The organism is Alteromonas sp., assembly GCF_984505615.1.
The window spans coordinates 50,849-71,200 of sequence record NZ_CFHOXV010000010.1; the positions used below are offsets into that span (position 1 = coordinate 50,849).

Consider the following 20,352-nt stretch of genomic DNA (forward strand, 5'->3'; position numbering starts at 1 on the left):
TACCAAATCGGCGATGGTGTCAGCCATCGGATGACTGTCAGGAAGACAGTTTGCCCGCGCCACGTCATTTTCATAGCGAGTGAATCCATTTTTAACATGCGTAAAGTCATTAGTCTCATCTTTTTTTCTTATCTGGCGGTCTCTGTGTCCGGCTGTGCCAGTTCACAACAAGCGCAACCCAAAGGAGAAATGGGGAATCTGTTACTCGCAGAACCAGCGCCGGTTAATCCACGCTCTCAAATGGCAATTGCGCGGTACAATCAGGTACTGGCGAATGCGACTATTCCCGACGGGGATCGTGCAGAGTTACTTTATCAGCGCGGTATGTTGTACGACAGTGTCGGCCTGGCAGGTCTGGCGCAGTATGATTACACGCAGGCTTTGCAACTCAAGCCGGACATGGCGGAAGCGTATAATTCAATCGGAATTCATTTTGTGCAGCAGCTGGATTTTATTCAGGCATACGAAGCATTTGATTCTACCCTTGATATCGATCCGGAATATGACTTCGCATTTTTAAACCGTGGTATTGCACTGTACTACGGCGGTCGCGCTGATTTGGCCATCGACGATCTCACCACTTTTCAGACCAAAGACGAAACAGACCCTTTCAGGGTTTTGTGGACATTCTTTGCCAAACACGATATCGATCCGGTTGATGCTAAGGCTTGGCTGGTCGCCGTGCGGCCGGGGCTTAATCCCGGACACTGGGCGGTGAAACTGGTTGATTTGTTTTTAGGCACATCCAGTGAAACGGCATTACTCAATTCGCTTATCGAAGGCATCTCCAGCCAGAAAGAGCTGACAGATCGTCTTTGTGAGGCTTATTTCTATCTCGGTAAATACCATAGCGCGCTGGGAAACAAGGGTATCGCTTCAAATTATTTCAAGCTGGCTCTCAGTACCAATGTGTATGATTATGTGGAGCACCGTTATGCCAGAATTGAGCTGAACCGTTTGCGCCATCCCGCTGACGATACTGAATAACCCGAATCCTGTATGCGTGGATTTATCGTAGCACTGCTGGCTATATTGCTGGTAGGGTCTGACTCAGGTCGTGATACCCGTCAACTCCTTCACAATGCAGAGTCCGCATCGAACCCTGCTTCACTGTTATGGCTGGCAGCCTCAAACGGCAGCGGTGTAGCAGAAGACCGCCTTGTAGCCTGGGCCACTATGCAGGGGTCAGCGTTCTGGCTTAATAAGCTGGTTGCTCTGGATAACGCCGATGCGGCCTGGGCACTGTATCAACTGGTCGGCGATGATGCGAAAAGTGACCGGTTGATGAGCCTGGCAGCTATCGGCAATGTGCCCGAAGCTCAGCTGGCCTTTGCCATGACAACGGATGACCCGGTAAAACGGGAAACCTGGCTTAAACGGGCCGCCGGACAAGGTTATTTGCCGGGTCAGGCGGCACTTGCCGACTGGTACTTACTGCATGCCCAACCGGAAGAAGCCAGACCCTGGCTTCGTGTAACCGCTAATGATTATCCGCAAAGTGCTTTTCAGTATGGCAGATTGCTGTGGGCAGACGGTAAACGTAAGGCTGCCGGTAAATGGATTGCTCAGGCTGCTGACAGCGGTCATGAAATGGCGGGGAAGGTCAGACGTATTCTGTCAACCTATTCACCCTACAGCGCAGCCTCAGTGCCGGCTAAAGCCAGAACGGATGAAAGTTGCAGCCAGAAAATAGGTCTGTTTGCTACTTCGTTATCGACCATTGTAAAAGCCGATGAAATCGTAACAGAATTCCGCAAAGACAAACGCCTGCAGTCACTGGCAATTTGTCTGGATGCGCCGGTGTGGCTGACGGATGACAGTCTGAACTGTGGTGGCGACTGGAAAGGACAGGGACGCCTCGGTTGTGATGTAAGGCCCCTTGCCAACGCGGTGGAAAAGCGGGGATTAACCCATGCTGTGATTATTGCAGAGCAGGGTAAAGCCAACGTAAATAACGGTGTAATGTTTCTCGACCTGATTGACTCCTATGCGGTTTTTGTTCATGAGCTGGCGCACTTTGCCGGATTTGTTGATGAATATGCGCTGGGGAAAAATGCCGCCAAACGGTACTGCGGCAGTGGGGATGCCCCAAATCTGATTTTCGACGGCAAAATTACCTATTCACCTCTCTCCACACTGGATAACTGGCAGGCATTGCAACCCGGTGTCGGGATCTGGCCGGCACAAAGTTGCGCCCGTTCCGATATCCGTGCCTATAAACCTTCCGGGCATATTACCTTTCTTGAACACCATGACAGCGGGGATATTCCACCAATCTACATGGCTTTGTGGCGTCAGCAACTTTCACGCCCTGAAGCCCAGCGTCCGGTATTCATGAATTTGTTTCAGTCTTTTCAAAAGGCAGGGCAAACCCGCAAGGCCGGAAAATGGCTGGATAAATACAATGCCTTTCTCGGAGCAGGAAAGGGAGACCCGGAAGAAACGGTTCCTGAAGAAGACGACGAGGAACCGTTACCGTTTTAAAACTGTTTTCAGCGGCTTTGTAAACCGGGCTTCAGACGTTCAACCCACATGGCGGTGGCACCACAAATAGCCACCGGCATAACGATAAAGTTCACCAGCGGAATAAGGGAAAATAAGCTCACGCCCACGCCGAAAGAGAAACACAGTGTCTTATGTTTTCCCAGGTGCGCCCGCATCACCTTAAACGGTACTTTATGGTTGTCGTAGGGATAGTCACAATACTGAATGGCCATCATCCACGCATTGAACATAAACCATAACACCTGGCCGATGACAGGGATAAGAAGAAACAGGATTAAAAACACAATGGCTCTGGGGATGTACCAGATTAACTTGGCGAATTCTCTTCCCAGCATCCGTGGTACATCTTTAATTAAGTCCAGCAGACCGTCATCGCCGATTGACTGACCAGTGAGGTGACGCTCAACTTTTTCGGCCAGAATGCCGTTAAAAGGAGCCGCTATCCAGTTAGCCAGGGTACCGAAAACCAATGCAAAAATCAGCAGCACTGACAGGACTGCAAGAGGCCAGAGGAAAAAGCTGATCACACCACGAAGCCAGTCCAGCCATTGCGGGATTAAGCTCATCAGCCAGCTAATGCCTTCTCCTATTTCGCCGAACAGAAAGTAAAATGCCACGGAAAAAAGCAGCAAATTAACCGTCAGCGGGATGAATACAAACCGTTTCAGGCCCTTTGTTTTAATCAGTGAAAAGCCGGTCATAAAATAACTGAGTCCGCTTTTATTTTGCATTACGTCTCCTGAAGCTGCACTTGAAAATGGGTTCTGATCCGGATTCAAATTGCCGGGCCAGTATGCACATGCAGTATACCTGTATCCGCATGCGGTGAGAAAACCCAATTGTTACAGCGTGTGAGTTTTGATAGAGTCAGCGGATAACAATAATTTTCCTATGCGCTGATCACCGGTAACCCGTTATTTATGCTGCAATTTCAGGCATTCTTCAGCTTGGCTGATGGCAACTTGAATCTCCTTTTCTCTGAGAGGTTTTTGTGCGCCTGAAAAAAATTAAGCTGGCCGGGTTTAAGTCCTTTGTCGATCCTACCACCATTCCTTTTCCCGGCGATATGACAGCTATAGTCGGGCCGAACGGCTGCGGTAAATCCAATGTGATTGATGCGGTACGCTGGGTGCTGGGGGAAAGTTCAGCAAAGAACCTCCGTGGCGACGCCATGACGGATGTCATATTCAACGGCTCCTCAGCGCGAAAACCTGTCGGTCAGTGTTCAGTTGAACTGGTTTTCGATAACAGCAGCGGTCGCATTGGTGGTGAATTCGCTCAGTATAATGAACTGGCCGTGAAACGGCTGGTAACCCGCGATGCCCAGTCTCTGTATTTTCTTAACGGCACCCGTTGCCGACGCCGGGATGTGACCGATTTGTTTCTGGGAACCGGTCTCGGCCCCCGCAGTTATGCCATTATCGAACAGGGCATGATTTCCCGTTTGATTGAGTCAAAGCCGCAGGAGTTGCGGGTATTTATAGAAGAAGCTGCCGGCATATCAAAATACAAAGAGCGCCGCAGGGAGACTGAAAACCGTATCCGGCACACACAGGACAATCTTGAACGGCTGGAAGACGTGCGGGGTGAACTTGGCCGGCAACTGGAAAAGCTGCAACGTCAGGCGGCTGCCGCTCAACGCTATAAGGCCCTGAAGGCCAGTGAACGGAAACTGAAAGGTGAACTGTCTGCCATCCGCTGGCTCAAACACACGCAGCATATAGAAAAGATTGAAGGTGAACTGGCAAAAGAACAAAATGAGCTGGATGCACTGATTGCACAGCAGCGTGGTGATGAGGCCGGTATCGAGAAATACCGCACGCAGTCTGAAGACATTAAAACGGCACTGGATGACGTACAGCAGGCTGTGTTCACTATTTCCACACAAATTACCCGCATTGAACAGAACACCCTTCACAGCCAGCAGCGTGACAATCAGATTTCAGCTGAACTGGAAGATCTTCATCAGCGCCGTGAACTGTTAGCGGCGTCGCTTCAGGAAGCTGAGCAGGCACTTGAGAAGGCAGATATGTCTCTTGAACAGTCTGAGCCTGAACTGCTGATGTTAGAAGAAACGATCTTCCAGGCTGAAGAGCGGGCTGAATCTGCAGAATCTGCGTTAAGGGACTACAACCGCAAGCGTCGTGAACAGGAACAACACTATCATTCTCTTAAGCAAAAGGTGCAGGGATTACACAGCCAGATCCAGTCGGTGACCAGTATGCAACTGCGCACAACACAGCGCATCGGTGAATTGAATGATGAGCTGACGGCACTGGATGATGACACGTTGAGTGAGCGTCTCGAAGAGGCGCAGGCTGAGCAGGAGCTGGCCGCAGAAAAATCCGCTATAGCTGAAGATGAAGTGATTATCAGTAAAGATGCGCTTAATGCCGCATCAGAACTATATCAGACGGCAACCGCTGCGCAGGCAGGTTGTCAGCGGGAACTGGACCAGGCGGCTTCCCGTTTTGCAGCCCTTGAAGCGTTGCAGGAACTGGCGGAAGCTGAAGCAGGTGAACTCCCTGAGGGTGTCGCATTACTGTGGAAAAGTATCAACGTAAAGCCGGGATTTGAGGCGCTGATTGAAAAAGTCACTGTGTGGTTAAACAACCCGCTGGTGGCAGCAGAGTTTCCAGTGGAAACCCTCATAGCGTCTGCAGAACATTTTCCGCAGGGGCACAGGATTTTGCCTCTTCATACAGACAGACCACCTGCAGAAGGCACACTGGCGTCATGTTTGAATGACGGCTACATCCCGTCATTGTTTTACCGTATCCGTCTTGTCGCTGACCTGGCGGCAGCGCGCACGTTATTGCCGGCGCTGGCTGCCGGTGAATCGGTAGTCACTGAAACCGGAGAATGGTTATCTGCAGACTGGCTGTTAAGAGGAACCGTGCAGGAAGACAGTGCAGGTGCACTGCAGCGTCATGCGCAAATGGCGCAATTGCAGAGCGAAATTGACAGCCTGAGCGAACAGCTTGCAGAACTTCAGTTTCAGGCAGACAGTGCCGCAGAGGAAAAAACACGGGCGGAAGAGCATCTTGAAATCACCAGGCAGGCGCAGGTGCGCTCTGCTCAGCAACAACAGCAGGCTGCACATCAGGTAGCCATGCTGAAGCAGGAAGTTGCCCAGTTAGCCTTACGGCAGCAAAAAATCCGCGATGAACTTACCCGACAAAAGCAGACTCTGGCCGGGGATGATGAACAACTTGATACATTGACGGCTCAGCTTGAAGTGCTGGAAATGCAGTTGATGGATGCGGAGGAAGAGGAGCAGAATGCGTCGTCAGAGCGGGAAAGGTTCGAGCACGAACAGCAGGATGCGAGGCAGTCTGCAGAGCAGCAGAAATCCCGTAAACATCAGCTTGAACTGTCTGTACAGCAGCAGCGAAATCAGCAGCAATTATACCGCGAACAGGTAACGCGTAACCAAGCGCAGCTGGCTGAATACCGTCAGCGTGAAGACGCGTTAACACAGGAAAAACAGTCCCTTAGTCAACCTATGGCGATGCATGAAGCACAACTTGCGCAATTACTCGACGACCGCGAAGTGCAGGAAGCGTTGCGTATAGAAAAGCAGAATGCGTTAAGCGATGTTGAAGCCCTGCTGAGGGAAGCGCAGCAGGGGCATCATGGCGTAGCTGTAAAAATTCAGCAGCGGAACACCGTTATTGACGGGTTAAAAATTGATATCGAAGGCGCCCGTGTAAGGGCCATGTCGGTACTCGAATTATTGCAGGAAACCGGTCAGTCTCTGAAAGAAATCTTACCTGACCTGGATGACACCGCGGATGAAAAGAGCTGGCAACAAGAACTGGAAAAAACCACCGCAGCGGTTGCCCGTCTGGGGGCGGTGAATCTGGCGGCCGTGGAAGAATATGAGACGCAGGCGGAACGAAAACAGCATCTCGATACGCAGTTTGATGACCTGGTATCTGCGCTGGATACGCTGCAAAGCGCTATCCGTAAAATAGACAAAGAAACCAAAACCCGTTTCTCAGCAACCTTTGAACAGGTGAATGAGGATTTGAAACAACTCTTTCCTAAGGTATTTGGCGGCGCTGACAGATGATGATCTGCTTGAGACCGGTGTGACAATTATGGCCCGGCCGCCCGGTAAGAAAAATAGTACAATTCACCTTTTAAGCGGTGGAGAAAAAGCGTTAACCGCTTTATCATTGGTGTTTGCAATTTTCCGGTTGAATCCGGCGCCCTTCTGTTTACTTGACGAAGTGGATGCGCCGCTGGACGATGCCAACGTGGGGCGTTTCTGTAAACTGGTATCAGAAATGTCAAAGTCGGTGCAATTTATCTATATCACCCACAATAAGATTGCGATGGAAATGGCAACGCACCTCACTGGTGTCACTATGGCAGAGCCAGGGGTTTCCCGCATGGTTGCTGTAGATGTTGATGAAGCCATGGCCTTCGTCGAAGCATAACAAAGGGCGAACGAATTAAATGGATGAACTACGTTTATCACTCCTTATCCTGGGTACCTGTTTTATTATTGGCGTGCTCGCCCATGGTATCTGGAAAATCAGAAAAAATAACAATGCGACCAAGAAAGAGCGTATTGAACCCGGCCAGTGGCAGGATGACAATTCAGAAGAACAGGACGACTGGTCTGCAGAGCAGGGCGACGATCATAAAGGTTATGATGATTTAGGTCTGGGAGCGGTAAGAGTGGTTTCCTCTGCTAAACCTGTAGCAGACACCGGCGATGATGAAGAATCTGAGCCGTCAATCTCCCGTCCGGTTAATGAAGACACGGGCGAAGAGACAGTTTCGAAGCCGGAACCTCAGACGCAGGCAACCAAGCTGTATGGTTCAGTGGTGACTAACCCTAAACCTCATATGCAGGGTAACCGGCATGTTTCGCCGGAGCAGCCAGATGACGATCCCATCCCGGATCCGCCTGAGTTTCTTATTCGTAAAGAGCAAAAAGCCGTCGCAGATGAACCGCAGGCTGATGATTTTACGCTGGATGCCCAGCAAGTTGAGCCGGCAGTTAAAGGCAATGCGTCTGACGAACAAAGCTCAGACCATGACATCGATACTGACAGCAAGAAAGTTGCTAAGAAGCGGGGTTTGCTGCGTCGTCGTCAGGAACCGAATTTCGGTGATGACCAGATGAGAATTGATTTCGACGACAGTCAGAGCCAGCCGGCTGCAGAGTCCGGCGCTGCGCCTTCAGAGGATGTGGAGCAGGAGGTGCTCGTTGTTAACGTACGGGCTCAGGACGACACACCTATTTCAGGTGCCGCATTATTGCCTTTATTACTCACATTAGGGTTTAAGTTCGGTGATCAGGATATTTTCCACCGTCATGTGAATTCAAATGGTAAGGGACCAGTACTCTTCAGTCTGGCCAATATGTTCAAGCCGGGGGTTTTCGATATTGATAACCTGGAGAACTTTACCACTCAGGGTGTGTCATTATTCATGATCCTGCCCATCGACGGGGTTGATGCCCATCAGGTTTTCAACATGATGCATAATGCAGCCCGGAAAATTGCTGACGAATTCAATGCGCAAATTCTGGACGGTCGCCGCAGTGTACTGACCAAACAGGGATTGCAGCAATACATGGAAAAAATCCGCGAATTTGAACGCAAGCGAATGATTACCCGCCACTGATCCATCAGCGCTGTTACCCTGCTGTAGCAGCGCTTTGCAAGAGACACTTTATGTCAACAGATAAAGCCTCCGTTGCCAGTCGTATAGAGACGCTGCGCGACACTATCACCCGTTATAATACCCAGTACTATGTGGAAGATGCTCCTTCTGTACCTGACGCTGAATACGACCGGCTCATGCAGGAGCTTAAATCACTGGAAGCCGCCCATCCGGACCTGCTGACAGCGGATTCGCCGTCTCAGAAAGTAGGTGGTGCGCCCCTTGCCGCCTTTGAGCAGGTCACCCACGAAGTTCCTATGCTATCGCTGGATAATGCCTTTGATGAAGCTTCACTGAACGCCTTTGAAAAACGTATTGGTGACCGCCTGAAAGACCATTCTGCTTTAATGTTCAGTTGTGAGCCTAAACTGGATGGCCTGGCTGTCAGTATTCTGTATGAAGACGGTGTGCTTGTACAGGCTGCAACACGGGGTGACGGGCAGACAGGGGAAAATATCACGCAGAACGTTAAGACCATCGGCAATGTGCCCCTTCGCCTTAAAGGTAACGATTTGCCCGCCCGTATCGAAGTGCGTGGTGAAGTGTTTATGCCAAAGGCCGGCTTTGATGCGCTTAATGAACGCCAGCGAGAAAAAGGCGATAAAGTATTTGCCAATCCCCGTAATGCCGCTGCTGGCAGTCTGAGGCAACTGGACAGCCGTATTACTGCAAAACGGCCACTGATGTTTTACGCCTACTCACTGGGTGTCGTTTCACCACAGGATTTCGGACTGGAAGATACTCACAGCGCGCGGCTTAAAACGCTGGGTAGCTGGGGCCTGCCGTTGTGCCCTGAGGTTGATGTGGCTGAAGGTGCGAAGGGTTGTCTGGCTTATTATCAGCGTATTCTTGAGCAGCGTGAGCAGTTACCTTACGACATCGATGGTGTGGTATTCAAAGTTGACCGCATAGACTTGCAGCAAACACTGGGGTTTGTCGCCCGCGCTCCCCGCTGGGCAATTGCACAGAAGTTTCCTGCACAGGAAGAAATGACACGCTTACTGGATGTGGAGTTTCAGGTTGGCCGGACCGGTGCCATTACGCCTGTGGCACGTCTGGAACCTGTGTTTGTGGGTGGTGTTACGGTATCTAACGCTACGCTTCATAATCAGGATGAGATCCAACGTCTGGGTGTCAAAGTGGGTGATGTTGTGGTTATCCGCAGAGCCGGTGATGTGATACCACAGGTTGTTTCTGTGGTTGAGGCAAAGCGGCCTGAGGATGCTACGGATATTATATTCCCTGCCAATTGCCCCGTGTGTGATTCTCATGTTGAGAAAGCTGAGGGCGAAGCTGTAGCACGATGTACCGGCGGACTGGTATGTGCTGCACAACGCAAACAGGCACTTAAACATTTTGCTTCACGCAAAGCTTTCGATATTGACGGCCTGGGCGATAAGCTGGTTGATCAACTGGTGGATGCCGGACTGGTGAAGAGTCCTGCTGAATTCTTTCATTTATCGTTAGGCGATCTGGTCAGTCTTGAACGTATGGCAGAAAAGTCAGCTTCGAATTTGCTTACTTCACTGGAAAAGGCTAAAACCACCACCTTGCCCAGATTTCTTTATGCTCTGGGGATCAGGGAAGTAGGCGAAGCGACAGCGTCGAATCTGGCCACACATTTTAAAGATCTGGATGCGTTGTTTGCCGCAGACATTGAAGCCCTGAAAGAAGTGCCGGATGTGGGTGAAGTGGTGGCGACACACATTTACCATTTTGTGCACGAAGAGCATAACCGTGCCATTATCGATGATCTCGTTGCTGCAGGTGTGAACTGGCCGGCTATTCAGGTTGCAGATGCAGGGGATTTGCCTCTGGAAGGCCAGACCTGCGTACTGACCGGTACCATGACGGCCATGGGACGCAATGAGGCAAAAGCATTGCTGCAGCAGTTGGGGGCGAAAGTTGCCGGCTCAGTGTCAGCGAAAACCCACTTCCTTGTAGCAGGAGAAAAAGCCGGCTCAAAACTGACCAAAGCGCAGGATTTAGGCGTTGATGTGTGGGATGAAGAAAAGCTGCTCAGTTTTCTTCGCGAACATAATCTTTCAGGCGAATAAATTAAAATCTGCCATCAGTTTGCCGGTGCTGTGATACCGGCAAGCTTTTTGTGCAGAAGTAATTTGCTGGGATATTTTGTCAAAAGATCAGCGAAGACCGTTAAATCCGGTTTAAACTTTTGAGGCCCGTTGTTTACGGGCTTCTTTACGTGCATTCCATGATTTTCTCACAGAGAAACGCCATATCCAGTTCAGTCCGAAATACCCCAGCAAACCAAATATGACTGAACAGATCCCGCAGCCGACGAGGAAGGCCGGGCCGATGGTGCTGATACTTTCAATTATCCATTTCCAGCTGAACTGCAATTCAAAGTGTCTGGGCTCTGTACCCAGTACCGTTGTACCTACCTTGTAAGCACCGTAAAAAATTGGCGGCATGGTAAACGGGTTCGTGATCCACACGGTTGCTACAGAGAGGGGGAGATTTGCACGGAAGGGAATAGCAGTGGCGGCAGACAACCACATTTGAAACGGAACAGGCCAGAAAGCGAAAAACAAACCAATACCAAACGCGTTAGCTGCTGAACGACGGTTCAGATGCCACAGGTTCGGCTCATGCAAAACTGTGCCGAAGATCCGTAGCGCACGATTGTGCTTTATCGTTTGATGATCTGGTAAAAAACGTCGTATAAATTTTTTTGGCATAAACCGTATTTCATTTCATCCGAAGTAACCAATCCATGCATCAACACGCTGCGCTATGGCTGCTGGCATTCTGCCTGACTTCGCTGTCTGCGAGGTTCTGGCCGGTATTGCCGGGAAAAATCTGGATTGTACTTCTTGCCTGTATCGTCTCCATTATCCACACACACAATGTCAAAATGCACATCCGCACCGCCCTGAAAGCAGGGTGTCGTTTATGTGGTGTTACAAACTGGTACGTGCGCAGTAAAAAACAGTTTAGTGTACTGCCGTATTTACTCAGCGGGATAATGTCCGGATTGATTTGGATGGCAAGTGTAGGGCATTGCTACCTGGCTTGGCAACTCCCTGCCGGCAAAATTCAACAAGATGTCATAGTTACGGGGCAGATAACGTTTACGCAGAGAAATGACAATGGTCAGTGGTTGCATGTTGCTCTTTCGACACTGGGTGACAGGCATTATTTCTTCCGTCCGGTCATCGGTGTTCAATTGCCACAAAATATGGGTGAGCTGGCTGTTCATCAACAGGTGAAGTTAACGGTTAATCTGAAGCCGGCTTCGCCGTTAATGAACCCTGACGGCGATAGCCGGGCAAAAATGGTCAGCATGAAAATGATTGCCACGGGTTCAGTCAAAGCGTTCGGTAACGGTTCTCTTGTTTCTCCGGCTGACAGTCTGCATTACCGGGCAAGTCAGCGTTTGCAGAAAGCGGGTTACTCCCGCTGGCTGGTGGCTTTAATGACTGGCGACCGTTCTTTGCTGACAGACAATGACTGGCAGTTGCTGCAAAAAACCGGAACAGGGCACCTGTTTTCAATTTCGGGTCTGCATGCAGGTATGGTGGCTTTATGGTCTGCCTTACTGACCAGCGTTGTGTTCAGTTGTTTTGCCCGTCTAATCAGTGCCGGGCACAACGGCATGAATATACGGCTTACAGTTGCTGTGGCAACACTCCTCATGACAGCTCTCTATGCGGCGCTGGCCAACTGGCAGGTACCGGTAACCCGCGCGTGGCTGCTTATTTTATTGTTCACATTGCTGCTTACTTTTAAAGTCTGCTGGAGCTGGCGGCACCGGCTGCTTGTGATGGTGTTTCTGTGTATTCTGGTTTCTCCCTTAAGTGTATTCAGTAACAGCTTTTATCTGAGTGCCGGTGCGGTATGCGTTTTAATATTCATTGGCTGGCGGTGGAAACCTTCATCGTATTCATACTTTCACCGCATCATGTTTGTTATTCGCGCCCAGTGCCTGATTTCATTATTGTTAATGCCGTTTACGCTGATATTTTTCGGTTCAGTGTCTTTGCTGACGGCAGGCGTTAATCTCATCGCAATTCCTGTGATCACACTGCTGATGCCCGCTGGCCTGGCAGGGCTGGTACTGAACTATAACGATGGTCTCACAAACACGTTGCTGGATTTGGCTGATACCATCCTGCTATGGATGACGCAGCAACTCAGCGTGATTTCCCCGTATATGGCGGCCTTTGATAATACAGGCGTTAGCGGTCAGGCTGCATTCTGTCTGCTCCTGTCAATGCTGCTGTTGTCATTACCGTTGTTTCGCTACCGGAAGCGCAGTGCCATGATGCTGGCGGTGCCGGCGATCAGTTTCTGGTTCCCGCTCAGTACAGATGCCTGGCAACTGCACGTATTTGATGTGGGCCAGGGCACGGCACTGGCAGTTTCCAGGGGAAACCGTGCAGTCATCATTGATACCGGTCCCTCATGGGAGACAGGCAACGCACTGACAAGTACGGTACTGCCGGCACTGAAGGCGGCCGGTATTCATCACGTTGATCAACTGATAGTTTCTCACGGCGATGATGATCATGCCGGCGGTGTTTCTGCCTGGTTAGATCGCAGGGCTGATCATCCGCTGGAGCTCAACCGGAGTTTGATATCAAATACAAATGGCTGTCAGAGCGGAAAACGATGGCGGTGGCAAGGATTACAGTTTCGTGCCATGTGGCCGGAAAACGGCAACACGGAAGACAGCAACCGGTTATCCTGTGTCTTGCTGGTATCCGGCAATGGTTATTCAGTGTTGCTTCCGGGCGATATAAACCGCAGTGCCGAATACGCACTTTTATATAATAATGCCGCCCTTAACGCTGACATATTACTGGCACCCCATCATGGCAGCAGCACTTCATCATCAATGGCTTTCATAAAAGCAGTGTCACCTTCGTTCACCGTATTTACGTCCGGCTTTTATCATCGCTGGAAATTACCTGAAGACGTCGTTGAATCCCGTTACCGGGAAGCCGGTTCAGTTATTCTGCTGACTGCCCTGAACGGCTACATACAATTCACCCTGGCTGATGAGGGGATCGGCGTAACACGCTACAACAGAGATATCAGCCGCCGCTGGTACGACTTACGGACACAGGTATCTCTGCCTCAGCATTGAAAATACAGGCGTTAATGACCATAACAGAGGCCGGCATTAACACCGCGCATTGGGAATTTAGCCGATTCCAGTTACAATGGGCCGGTTATTCGAATAAGTGATGAAAATAAATGCAAAATTCCGACCCGGCGGCCAGTAACCAACGCCGCTTTTTTACGTATCTGCGAAACTATAAACTCGCTTTTTTCGTGGCCGTAATCGGTATGATTGGGTATTCCGCGCTGGATACCTACGTAATATCCAATCTTAAACCTCTGATAGATGACTCCCTTGGTAACGGTGACAGTGACTTTCTGCGTATAGCGGCTATTGCCATCGTACCACTGTTTATCCTTCGCGGTATTTTCAATTTTATGGGCACCTACACCCTCAGCTGGATTGGCTCACAGGTTGTAATGACCATGCGCCAGCAGTTGTTCGAAAAGTACATGCACTTACCTGTGTCATTCCATGATCAGCAGGCCGTCGGGGCACTCATCAGTAAAGTGACCTACGACACTGAACAGGTGGCTAATGCGGCCAGCAAGGCGTTGCTGACCATCGTTCGTGAGGGGGCGCTGGTTATTGGTTTGTTAGTCGTCATGCTGTATCAGTCCTGGCAGTTGTCTCTTATTTTTCTCATTATCGGCCCGCTGGTGGCAATCATTGTTGCAGTGGTCAGCAAACGGTTCAGGAAGGTCAGCCGCAATATACAACAGTCAATGGGAAGTGTGACGGCGTCGGTTGAGCAGGCAGTAAAAGGCCATAAAGTTATCCTTATGTTCGGGGGCCAGGACTTCGAACGTAACCGATTTGCACAGAAAAATAACCACAACCGTCAGCAAACAATGAAGCTGGCAGTGACGCAAATTTTGAGTGTGTCGTCTATCCAGGTCATTGCCTCCGTCGCCCTGGCTGTGGTGTTGTTCATGGCAAGTCTGCCGGGCATTATGGCGAATCTGACCGCGGGTACGTTTATCAGCGTTGTGTTTTACATGGTGATGTTACTTAAGCCACTTAAACAGCTGACCACCGTGAATAATGAATACCAGCGCGGCATGGCTGCCTGTAACAGTATTTTTGAAATACTGGATGAAGAGATTGAAGTGAATACCGGCACTAAAAAAGTGGAACGTGCGCAAGGTAACATCGCTTTTAATCATGTGACTTTCACTTATCCCGGCAAAGAACGTCCGGCTCTGACCGACATCAGTTTCTCAGCCAGACCGGGGGAAACCATTGCGCTGGTCGGTAAGTCCGGCAGCGGTAAATCTACCATTTCTTCTCTTCTCACCCGCTTTTACCTGCCTCAGCAGGGGGAAGTGCAGTTGGACGGTATGAATATTAATGACATTGAGCTGCGTTCGCTGCGCAAACAGTTTGCCACTGTTTCCCAACATGTCACCTTGTTCAATGATTCCATCGCCAACAACATTGCATACGGCGTAACGGATAAAGTATCGCGGGAAGATATCGAAAAAGCGGCAAAGATGGCCCATGTTACCGAGTTTGTGGGTCAGCTCGACGAAGGCCTGGATACTGTCATCGGTGAAAATGGTCTGATGCTCTCGGGTGGTCAGCGTCAGCGTATTGCCATTGCCCGTGCAATTCTCGCCAGAGCGCCGGTACTGATTTTAGATGAAGCAACGTCGGCGCTGGATACGGAATCAGAAAAACTGATTCAGGATGCACTGGAACAGCTGCAAAAGTCCTGTACATCCCTGGTTGTGGCACACCGCTTGTCAACAATTGAAAAGGCAGACCAGATCATCGTCATCGATCAGGGGCGTATTCTTGAGCAGGGACGTCACAGCGAATTGCTGGCGAAAAAAGGCCATTATGCTCAGTTGCATGCATTACAGTTTGGTGAAACTCACTGAGCATGGATATCAACAAGCTGTGGTACCAGAAATCAAAGCGGGTATGGCTGTTGTGGCCACTGGCTTTGTTATTTGCCTTTGTCAGTGCCTGCCGTCGATGGTTGTTTAAAGCCGGTTTAAAAAAGCGTTCTCATCCCGGAGCGTTTGTTATTGTTGTGGGCAACATTTCTGTTGGCGGCAATGGCAAAACGCCGGTGGTGCTGGCCATCACAGAACATTTTAAAAGAAAAGGATTGAAACCCGGTGTACTCAGCCGTGGTTATGGCGGCACGATGCAGCATCATCCGTATCGTGTTATGCCCGGCGACGATGCAGCTGTTTGTGGTGATGAGCCTGCGTTAATTGCAGGACGTACCGGCGTGCCGGTTGTTATAGACCCGGTACGTGCTCGCGGGGCTAAAATGCTGGCGGAAGAATTACACTGTGATGTCATTATCTGCGATGACGGGCTGCAACATTATGCGTTGGAACGGGATCTTGAGCTGGTAGTCATGGACAGCAGGGGAACCGGAAACGGTCATTTGCTGCCCATGGGCCCACTACGGGAGAAGCCCTGGCGACTGGCGTCTGTGGACGGAATAATATTGAATGGCAACGCTGATCTAACGGCTTTGCAACAACAACTTACTTTACCGCCTGCATTTAATCTGACTCTTGAGGGGCGTTACTTTTGTAATGTCCTGGAGCCCGCACGCAAGACGGGGATTCAGGATGTTTGCGCAAAATCCGGTATTCATGCCCTGGCGGGGATTGGTCATCCCGATCGTTTCTTCCGTCAGTTAGAGATGTACGGAATAACGTTATCATCAACACAACCGCTTCCCGATCATCATCATTTCACCGCCGCAGATATTCCCCCGGACACGGTGGTCATGACTGAGAAAGACGCAGTGAAGGCAAGGGCATTTGCCCATGAAGATTGTTGGTATTTGCCGGTGGATGCTGTATTACCTGAAGAATTTTATGACTTACTGGATACCCGGTTTGAAGCCGGAAGAAGGATAAACAATGAGCTTTGACATTAAATTATTGGATGTACTTGCATGCCCTGTATGCAAAGGTAAATTGATCCTGTCACAGGATAAGCAGGCCTTGTTGTGTCGTTTTGACCGCCTCAGTTATCCGGTGAAACACGGTATTCCCGTGTTAATGGAAGTGAACGCCACAAAGTTATCAGTAGACGACATGGATGCGGCCCGCTGATGGACTTTACCGTTATCATTCCTGCCAGATACGGCTCTTCCCGGTTTCCGGGTAAACCCCTTGCTGATATCAATGGGAAGCCAATGATTCAGCATGTGACCGAGAGGGCGGCAGAAGCGGGCGCATCGGCTGTGATTGTCGCTACCGACGATAGCCGTATAGCGGCTGTAGCGGAGGGCTTCGCACGGGTGGTGATGACGTCGGACAAACATGAATCCGGCACTGAGCGTCTTGCGGAAGTCATTCAGAAAGAGAACCTTGCGGATGATACCCTTATCGTAAACGTGCAGGGCGATGAACCTTTCGTACCTGCTGCCAACATCCGTCAGGTTGTGGAAAACCTGTCACAGCGCTCTGATGTGGCCATGACCACACTGGGCACTGAAATGCACAGTGCAGATGATGTGCTTAACCCGAATATGGTGAAAGTTGTACGAAACGTCAAAGGTGAAGCGCTCTATTTTTCCCGTTCGGCGATCCCTTTTGAGCGTAGCAGCATGATGACCGATCCGGGCAGAACTGATCCCTCCCTTTATCTTCGCCATATTGGTTTATATGCTTACCGTGCAGGTTATGTGAATCAGTATGTCAGTTACACGCCCAGTTCGCTGGAACATACAGAGTCACTGGAGCAGTTACGGGCTTTGTGGTACGGCGATAAAATCCATGTTGACGTGGCATCCGAACCACCGCCTGTGGGTATTGATACACCGCATGATCTGACACGACTTCTGGCACTGCTGAATGACGGAGAATGATTTATGAATGTGGTAATTACCGGTGGTAACCGCGGGATTGGACTGGCGCTGACCAAAGCGTGTCTTGCCAGAGGCGATAACGTTTACGTTGCCTGCCGTAACAGTTCTGACGCGCTGAATGCTTCCGGAGCAACGGTGTTGACCGGCGTGGATGTCTCTAACCCGGATGCGTTACCGGCGGCACTTGCACCTCTGCTCGATATTCACATTGACCTTCTCATCAATAATGCCGGCGTACTGGCCAGGGAAACGCTGGATGAACAGGAACCGCATACTATTGATTATCAGTTCAGAGTTAATGCTCTGGGGCCTTTGCTGGTATCGCAAATCCTGCTCCCGGCCATGGGTGAAGGCAGCAAAATCGGCCTTGTGACCAGCCGGATGGGCTCTATGGCGGATAACACATCAGGTGGATATTACGGTTACCGGATGTCAAAAGCAGCATTGAACGCTGCCGGTGTCTCTATGGCCAACGATTTGCGTACCAGAGGCATTGCAGTGGCATTACTACACCCGGGCTTTGTGCAGACGGAAATGGTGAATAATGCCGGTGATGTTGATGCAGATACAGCCGCTGCCGGTCTGTTGAAGCAACTTGATAGTCTTTCAATGGAGAACACCGGTAGCTTTGTTCATGCAAACGGGGAGTCACTGCCTTGGTGATTTGCCGTTCTGCAGTACTTGCACTCCTTTTTTGCGCAGGTAATGCCGTCGCAGAAACTAATTATCACTGGCAACACGGCCCGTCATTACCAGCACCGGTGCAGGAAATTTACCCGGCAGTTCACAAAGACAGTATTTATGTGGCTGGTGGCCTGACATCCGGAACCCCGAATTTCACCGTATCAGACCAGGTTTTTCGTTTTCAGCAGGGCAGCAAAAACTGGCAAACAATGCCGCCTTTTCCTGTTCCTGTGCATCACGCTATGCTTGTGTCAGCGGGTGATAAATTATGGTCCTTCGGTGGTTTCACAGAAAACGAAAACGGGCAGTGGATCAATTCCTCTGCGGTTTGGGAATTTAATGAAAGTGACGGCAGCTGGATAAAGCGTAATCCCATGCCGGTTAAATTGTCTGAAAGCATTTCTGCCGTCATAAACGGTAAAGTACACCTCGCCGGCGGACGGACTACGACGAAAGATAACTATCACTGGCAGCATCATATGGATTCAGACTGGCACGGCGTGTTTGATCCGGAAACGTCGGTGTGGCAGTCAGCAACGCCAATTCCAACCCCGCGCAACAGTGCATGCAGTGTGGTGTATGACGATAAGTGGCATGTGATTGGTGGCCGCACAGTGGACAACGGTAACACTGCTGTGCATGAAGTATTTGATGCAGCAAAAGATATCTGGATAACCGGAAAACCTATGCCGGAAGCAGAAGCCGGGATTGGTTGCGCGGTGCTTCACGGCAGTATTTATGTTTTTGGCGGCGAATATTTTGACGATGCCGGAGGTGGTGTATTCCAGAAGGTCTGGCGATACGAAATTAATCGTAAGCGCTGGTCTGAAGCTACGGTCATGCCAGTGCCGCGACACGGGCTGGGTGCGGTGAGCTTTGAGGATGCCATCTGGTTAATTGGCGGGGCAGGTGAGGCAGGTGCGAAAGACACCCGCCATATCGTCAGTCAGTTTACGGTTGCCACTGACTGAAACTGACGGCTTGTGGATCAGGCCGTTTCCATCTCTTCGTCATCGTCAGGGCTCAAAACGCCCCAGACATCGTGCTCATCAGCATGAATGATTTCTGCCCAAACACGTTCACCCGGTTTCACATCGTGCACACCATTGAGGTGAACGACGCCGTCGACTTCCGGGGCGTCCGCATAGGTACGGCCAACGGCACCTTCGGCGTCAACACTGTCAATGACCACCAGATATTCTTTACCGATACGTGACTTCAGGCGTTGTGCACTGATTTCGCTTTGTACTGCCATAAAGCGTGCAAGCCGGTCCTGCTTAACGTCTTCCGGCACCGGGTCAGGCAAATCATTGGCCTTTGCGCCTTCAACCGGACTGTAAGCAAAGCAGCCAACGCGGTCCAGCTGTGCTTCGCGAAGGAAAGTCAGCAATTCTTCAAATTCTTCTTCCGTTTCTCCCGGGAAACCAACAATAAAGGTGGAGCGGATAATGAGCTCAGGACAAGCTTCACGCCAGGCTTTGACCCGCTCGATGGTGCGTTCTGCACTGCCCGGACGCTTCATCAGACGCAGGATACGTTTGCTGGCATGCTGAAAAGGGATATCAAGATACGGCAGAATACGACCTTCATTCATTAGCGGAATAAGATCATCCACATGAGGGTAGGGATAAACGTAGTGCAGACGCACCCACATATCCAGTTCACCGAGTTTTTCACACAACTGCTGCATATGTGCCTTAACCGGCATTCCATTCCAGAAACCGGTGCGGTGTTTGATATCTACACCGTATGCACTGGTATCCTGGGAAATGACCAGTAATTCGCTGACACCTGCTGATTTCAGGCGCTTTGCTTCATCAAGTATTTCACCCACCGGACGGCTGACCAGGTCTCCCCGCATAGATGGAATAATGCAGAATGTACAGCGGTGGTTACAGCCCTCGGAGATTTTGAGATAGGCGTAATGTCTCGGTGTCAGTTTAATGCCATGATCCGGTACAAGGTGCTCGAACGGATTGTGAACCGGCTTCGGCAGATGACTGTGAACCTGTTCCACCACGCTTTCATAAGCATGGGGGCCGGTGATCGCGAGCACATTCGGATGCACCTCGCGGATTTCATCTTCTTTGATCCCGAGACAACCGGTCACAATCACCTTCCCGTTTTCTGTCAGTGCTTCACCAATCGTATCTAAAGATTCCTGCACAGCAGAATCGATAAAACCGCATGTGTTGACGATGACGAGATCGGCATCGTTGTAAGTAGGGACAACATCGTACCCTTCGGTGCGAAGCTGGGTGAGGATCCTTTCTGAATCCACGAGGTTTTTCGGGCAGCCTAAACTGACAAAGCCAATTTTCGCAATGGGATTTTCCACGGTGGATGCCGGGCTGTCGCTACGCTGTGACTCAAGTACTTTGACCGGAGTACTGAGTGTGGTGGTCGCGTTCGGGGTGTATTTCTCTACGGACATGAACTTCTACTGTTAACACATTATCGGCACATTATATCAGGCTTATTGCAGAGTAATAAGATTAGCCTTCGTTCCGGCAGCGATTTCCTCTTTTTTCATTCACCTGTTAGACTG

General features: G+C 50.4%; 16 protein-coding genes. 13 read left to right on the top strand and 3 right to left on the bottom strand.

Annotated features, from left to right (window positions below; all coding sequences use genetic code 11):
- The first annotated feature begins 96 nt into the window (after window positions 1-96).
- Together nlpI and AC4PME_RS08525 are read left to right on the top strand one after the other, a co-directional pair.
- Window positions 97-987: a lipoprotein NlpI gene (gene nlpI / locus AC4PME_RS08520; protein ID WP_119501229.1), complete on the top strand. Its 891-nt coding sequence runs from the start codon at window positions 97-99 to the stop codon at window positions 985-987.
- A 12-nt stretch (window positions 988-999) separates the two neighbouring features.
- Window positions 1,000-2,484 (top strand): SEL1-like repeat protein, encoded by a 1,485-nt coding sequence (locus AC4PME_RS08525; RefSeq protein WP_491045355.1) that lies wholly within the window; start codon window positions 1,000-1,002, stop codon window positions 2,482-2,484.
- Between the two features lie 8 nt (window positions 2,485-2,492).
- Here AC4PME_RS08525 and cysZ read toward each other — a convergent pair whose 3' ends face one another.
- A complete protein-coding gene (gene cysZ / locus AC4PME_RS08530; RefSeq protein ID WP_491045354.1) occupies window positions 2,493-3,236 on the bottom strand; it encodes a sulfate transporter CysZ in 744 nt (247 codons plus the stop codon).
- Window positions 3,237-3,496: 260 nt separating this feature from the next.
- Between cysZ and smc the strand changes: the two genes are divergently transcribed.
- The 4 genes from smc to ligA are packed head-to-tail and all read left to right on the top strand — an operon-like array spanning window position 3,497 to window position 10,244.
- A complete protein-coding gene (smc, locus tag AC4PME_RS08535; protein ID WP_491529559.1) occupies window positions 3,497-6,580 on the top strand; it encodes a chromosome segregation protein SMC in 3,084 nt (1,027 codons plus the stop codon).
- Between the two features lie 28 nt (window positions 6,581-6,608).
- Entirely contained in the window at window positions 6,609-6,950 is a 342-nt protein-coding gene (locus tag AC4PME_RS08540; protein WP_491529560.1) for a hypothetical protein, read from the top strand.
- Between the two features lie 19 nt (window positions 6,951-6,969).
- Window positions 6,970-8,148 (top strand): cell division protein ZipA, encoded by a 1,179-nt coding sequence (gene zipA / locus AC4PME_RS08545; protein WP_491045352.1) that lies wholly within the window; start codon window positions 6,970-6,972, stop codon window positions 8,146-8,148.
- 50 nt (window positions 8,149-8,198) lie between these two features.
- Window positions 8,199-10,244, top strand: a complete 2,046-nt coding sequence (ligA, locus tag AC4PME_RS08550) for an NAD-dependent DNA ligase LigA (RefSeq protein WP_491045351.1) — start codon at window positions 8,199-8,201, stop codon at window positions 10,242-10,244.
- A gap of 111 nt (window positions 10,245-10,355) precedes the next feature.
- Here ligA and AC4PME_RS08555 read toward each other — a convergent pair whose 3' ends face one another.
- Window positions 10,356-10,889, bottom strand: a complete 534-nt coding sequence (locus AC4PME_RS08555; RefSeq protein ID WP_119501235.1) for a DUF2062 domain-containing protein — start codon at window positions 10,887-10,889, stop codon at window positions 10,356-10,358.
- A 35-nt stretch (window positions 10,890-10,924) separates the two neighbouring features.
- Between AC4PME_RS08555 and AC4PME_RS08560 the strand changes: the two genes are divergently transcribed.
- The 7 genes from AC4PME_RS08560 to AC4PME_RS08590 all read left to right on the top strand — a co-directional run bounded on the left by AC4PME_RS08560 (window position 10,925) and on the right by AC4PME_RS08590 (window position 18,775).
- Window positions 10,925-13,300, top strand: a complete 2,376-nt coding sequence (locus AC4PME_RS08560) for a DNA internalization-related competence protein ComEC/Rec2 (RefSeq protein WP_491045350.1) — start codon at window positions 10,925-10,927, stop codon at window positions 13,298-13,300.
- A gap of 110 nt (window positions 13,301-13,410) precedes the next feature.
- A complete protein-coding gene (gene msbA / locus AC4PME_RS08565; RefSeq protein ID WP_491045349.1) occupies window positions 13,411-15,159 on the top strand; it encodes a lipid A export permease/ATP-binding protein MsbA in 1,749 nt (582 codons plus the stop codon).
- Between the two features lie 2 nt (window positions 15,160-15,161).
- Complete coding sequence (gene lpxK, locus AC4PME_RS08570; protein ID WP_491045348.1) at window positions 15,162-16,178, top strand: tetraacyldisaccharide 4'-kinase; 1,017 nt, start codon at window positions 15,162-15,164, stop codon at window positions 16,176-16,178.
- Window positions 16,168-16,362, top strand: a complete 195-nt coding sequence (locus AC4PME_RS08575) for a Trm112 family protein (protein WP_491045347.1) — start codon at window positions 16,168-16,170, stop codon at window positions 16,360-16,362. Before lpxK ends, AC4PME_RS08575 begins: the two co-directional genes overlap by 11 nt.
- Complete coding sequence (gene kdsB / locus AC4PME_RS08580; RefSeq protein WP_491045346.1) at window positions 16,362-17,120, top strand: 3-deoxy-manno-octulosonate cytidylyltransferase; 759 nt, start codon at window positions 16,362-16,364, stop codon at window positions 17,118-17,120. The genes AC4PME_RS08575 and kdsB overlap by 1 nt, the downstream gene beginning before the upstream one ends.
- 3 nt (window positions 17,121-17,123) lie before the next feature.
- Window positions 17,124-17,783, top strand: a complete 660-nt coding sequence (locus AC4PME_RS08585) for an SDR family oxidoreductase (protein ID WP_119501241.1) — start codon at window positions 17,124-17,126, stop codon at window positions 17,781-17,783.
- Window positions 17,780-18,775 carry a Kelch repeat-containing protein gene (locus tag AC4PME_RS08590; protein WP_491045384.1) on the top strand — a complete coding sequence of 332 codons (996 nt, stop codon included), beginning with the start codon at window positions 17,780-17,782 and terminating at the stop codon, window positions 18,773-18,775. The genes AC4PME_RS08585 and AC4PME_RS08590 overlap by 4 nt, the downstream gene beginning before the upstream one ends.
- Before the next feature lie 17 nt (window positions 18,776-18,792).
- On the opposite strand, the gene rimO is transcribed toward AC4PME_RS08590, so the two are convergent.
- Window positions 18,793-20,238, bottom strand: coding sequence for a 30S ribosomal protein S12 methylthiotransferase RimO (gene rimO, locus AC4PME_RS08595; protein ID WP_491045345.1), 1,446 nt, complete (start codon window positions 20,236-20,238; stop codon window positions 18,793-18,795).
- Between the last annotated feature and the right edge of the window lie 114 nt (window positions 20,239-20,352).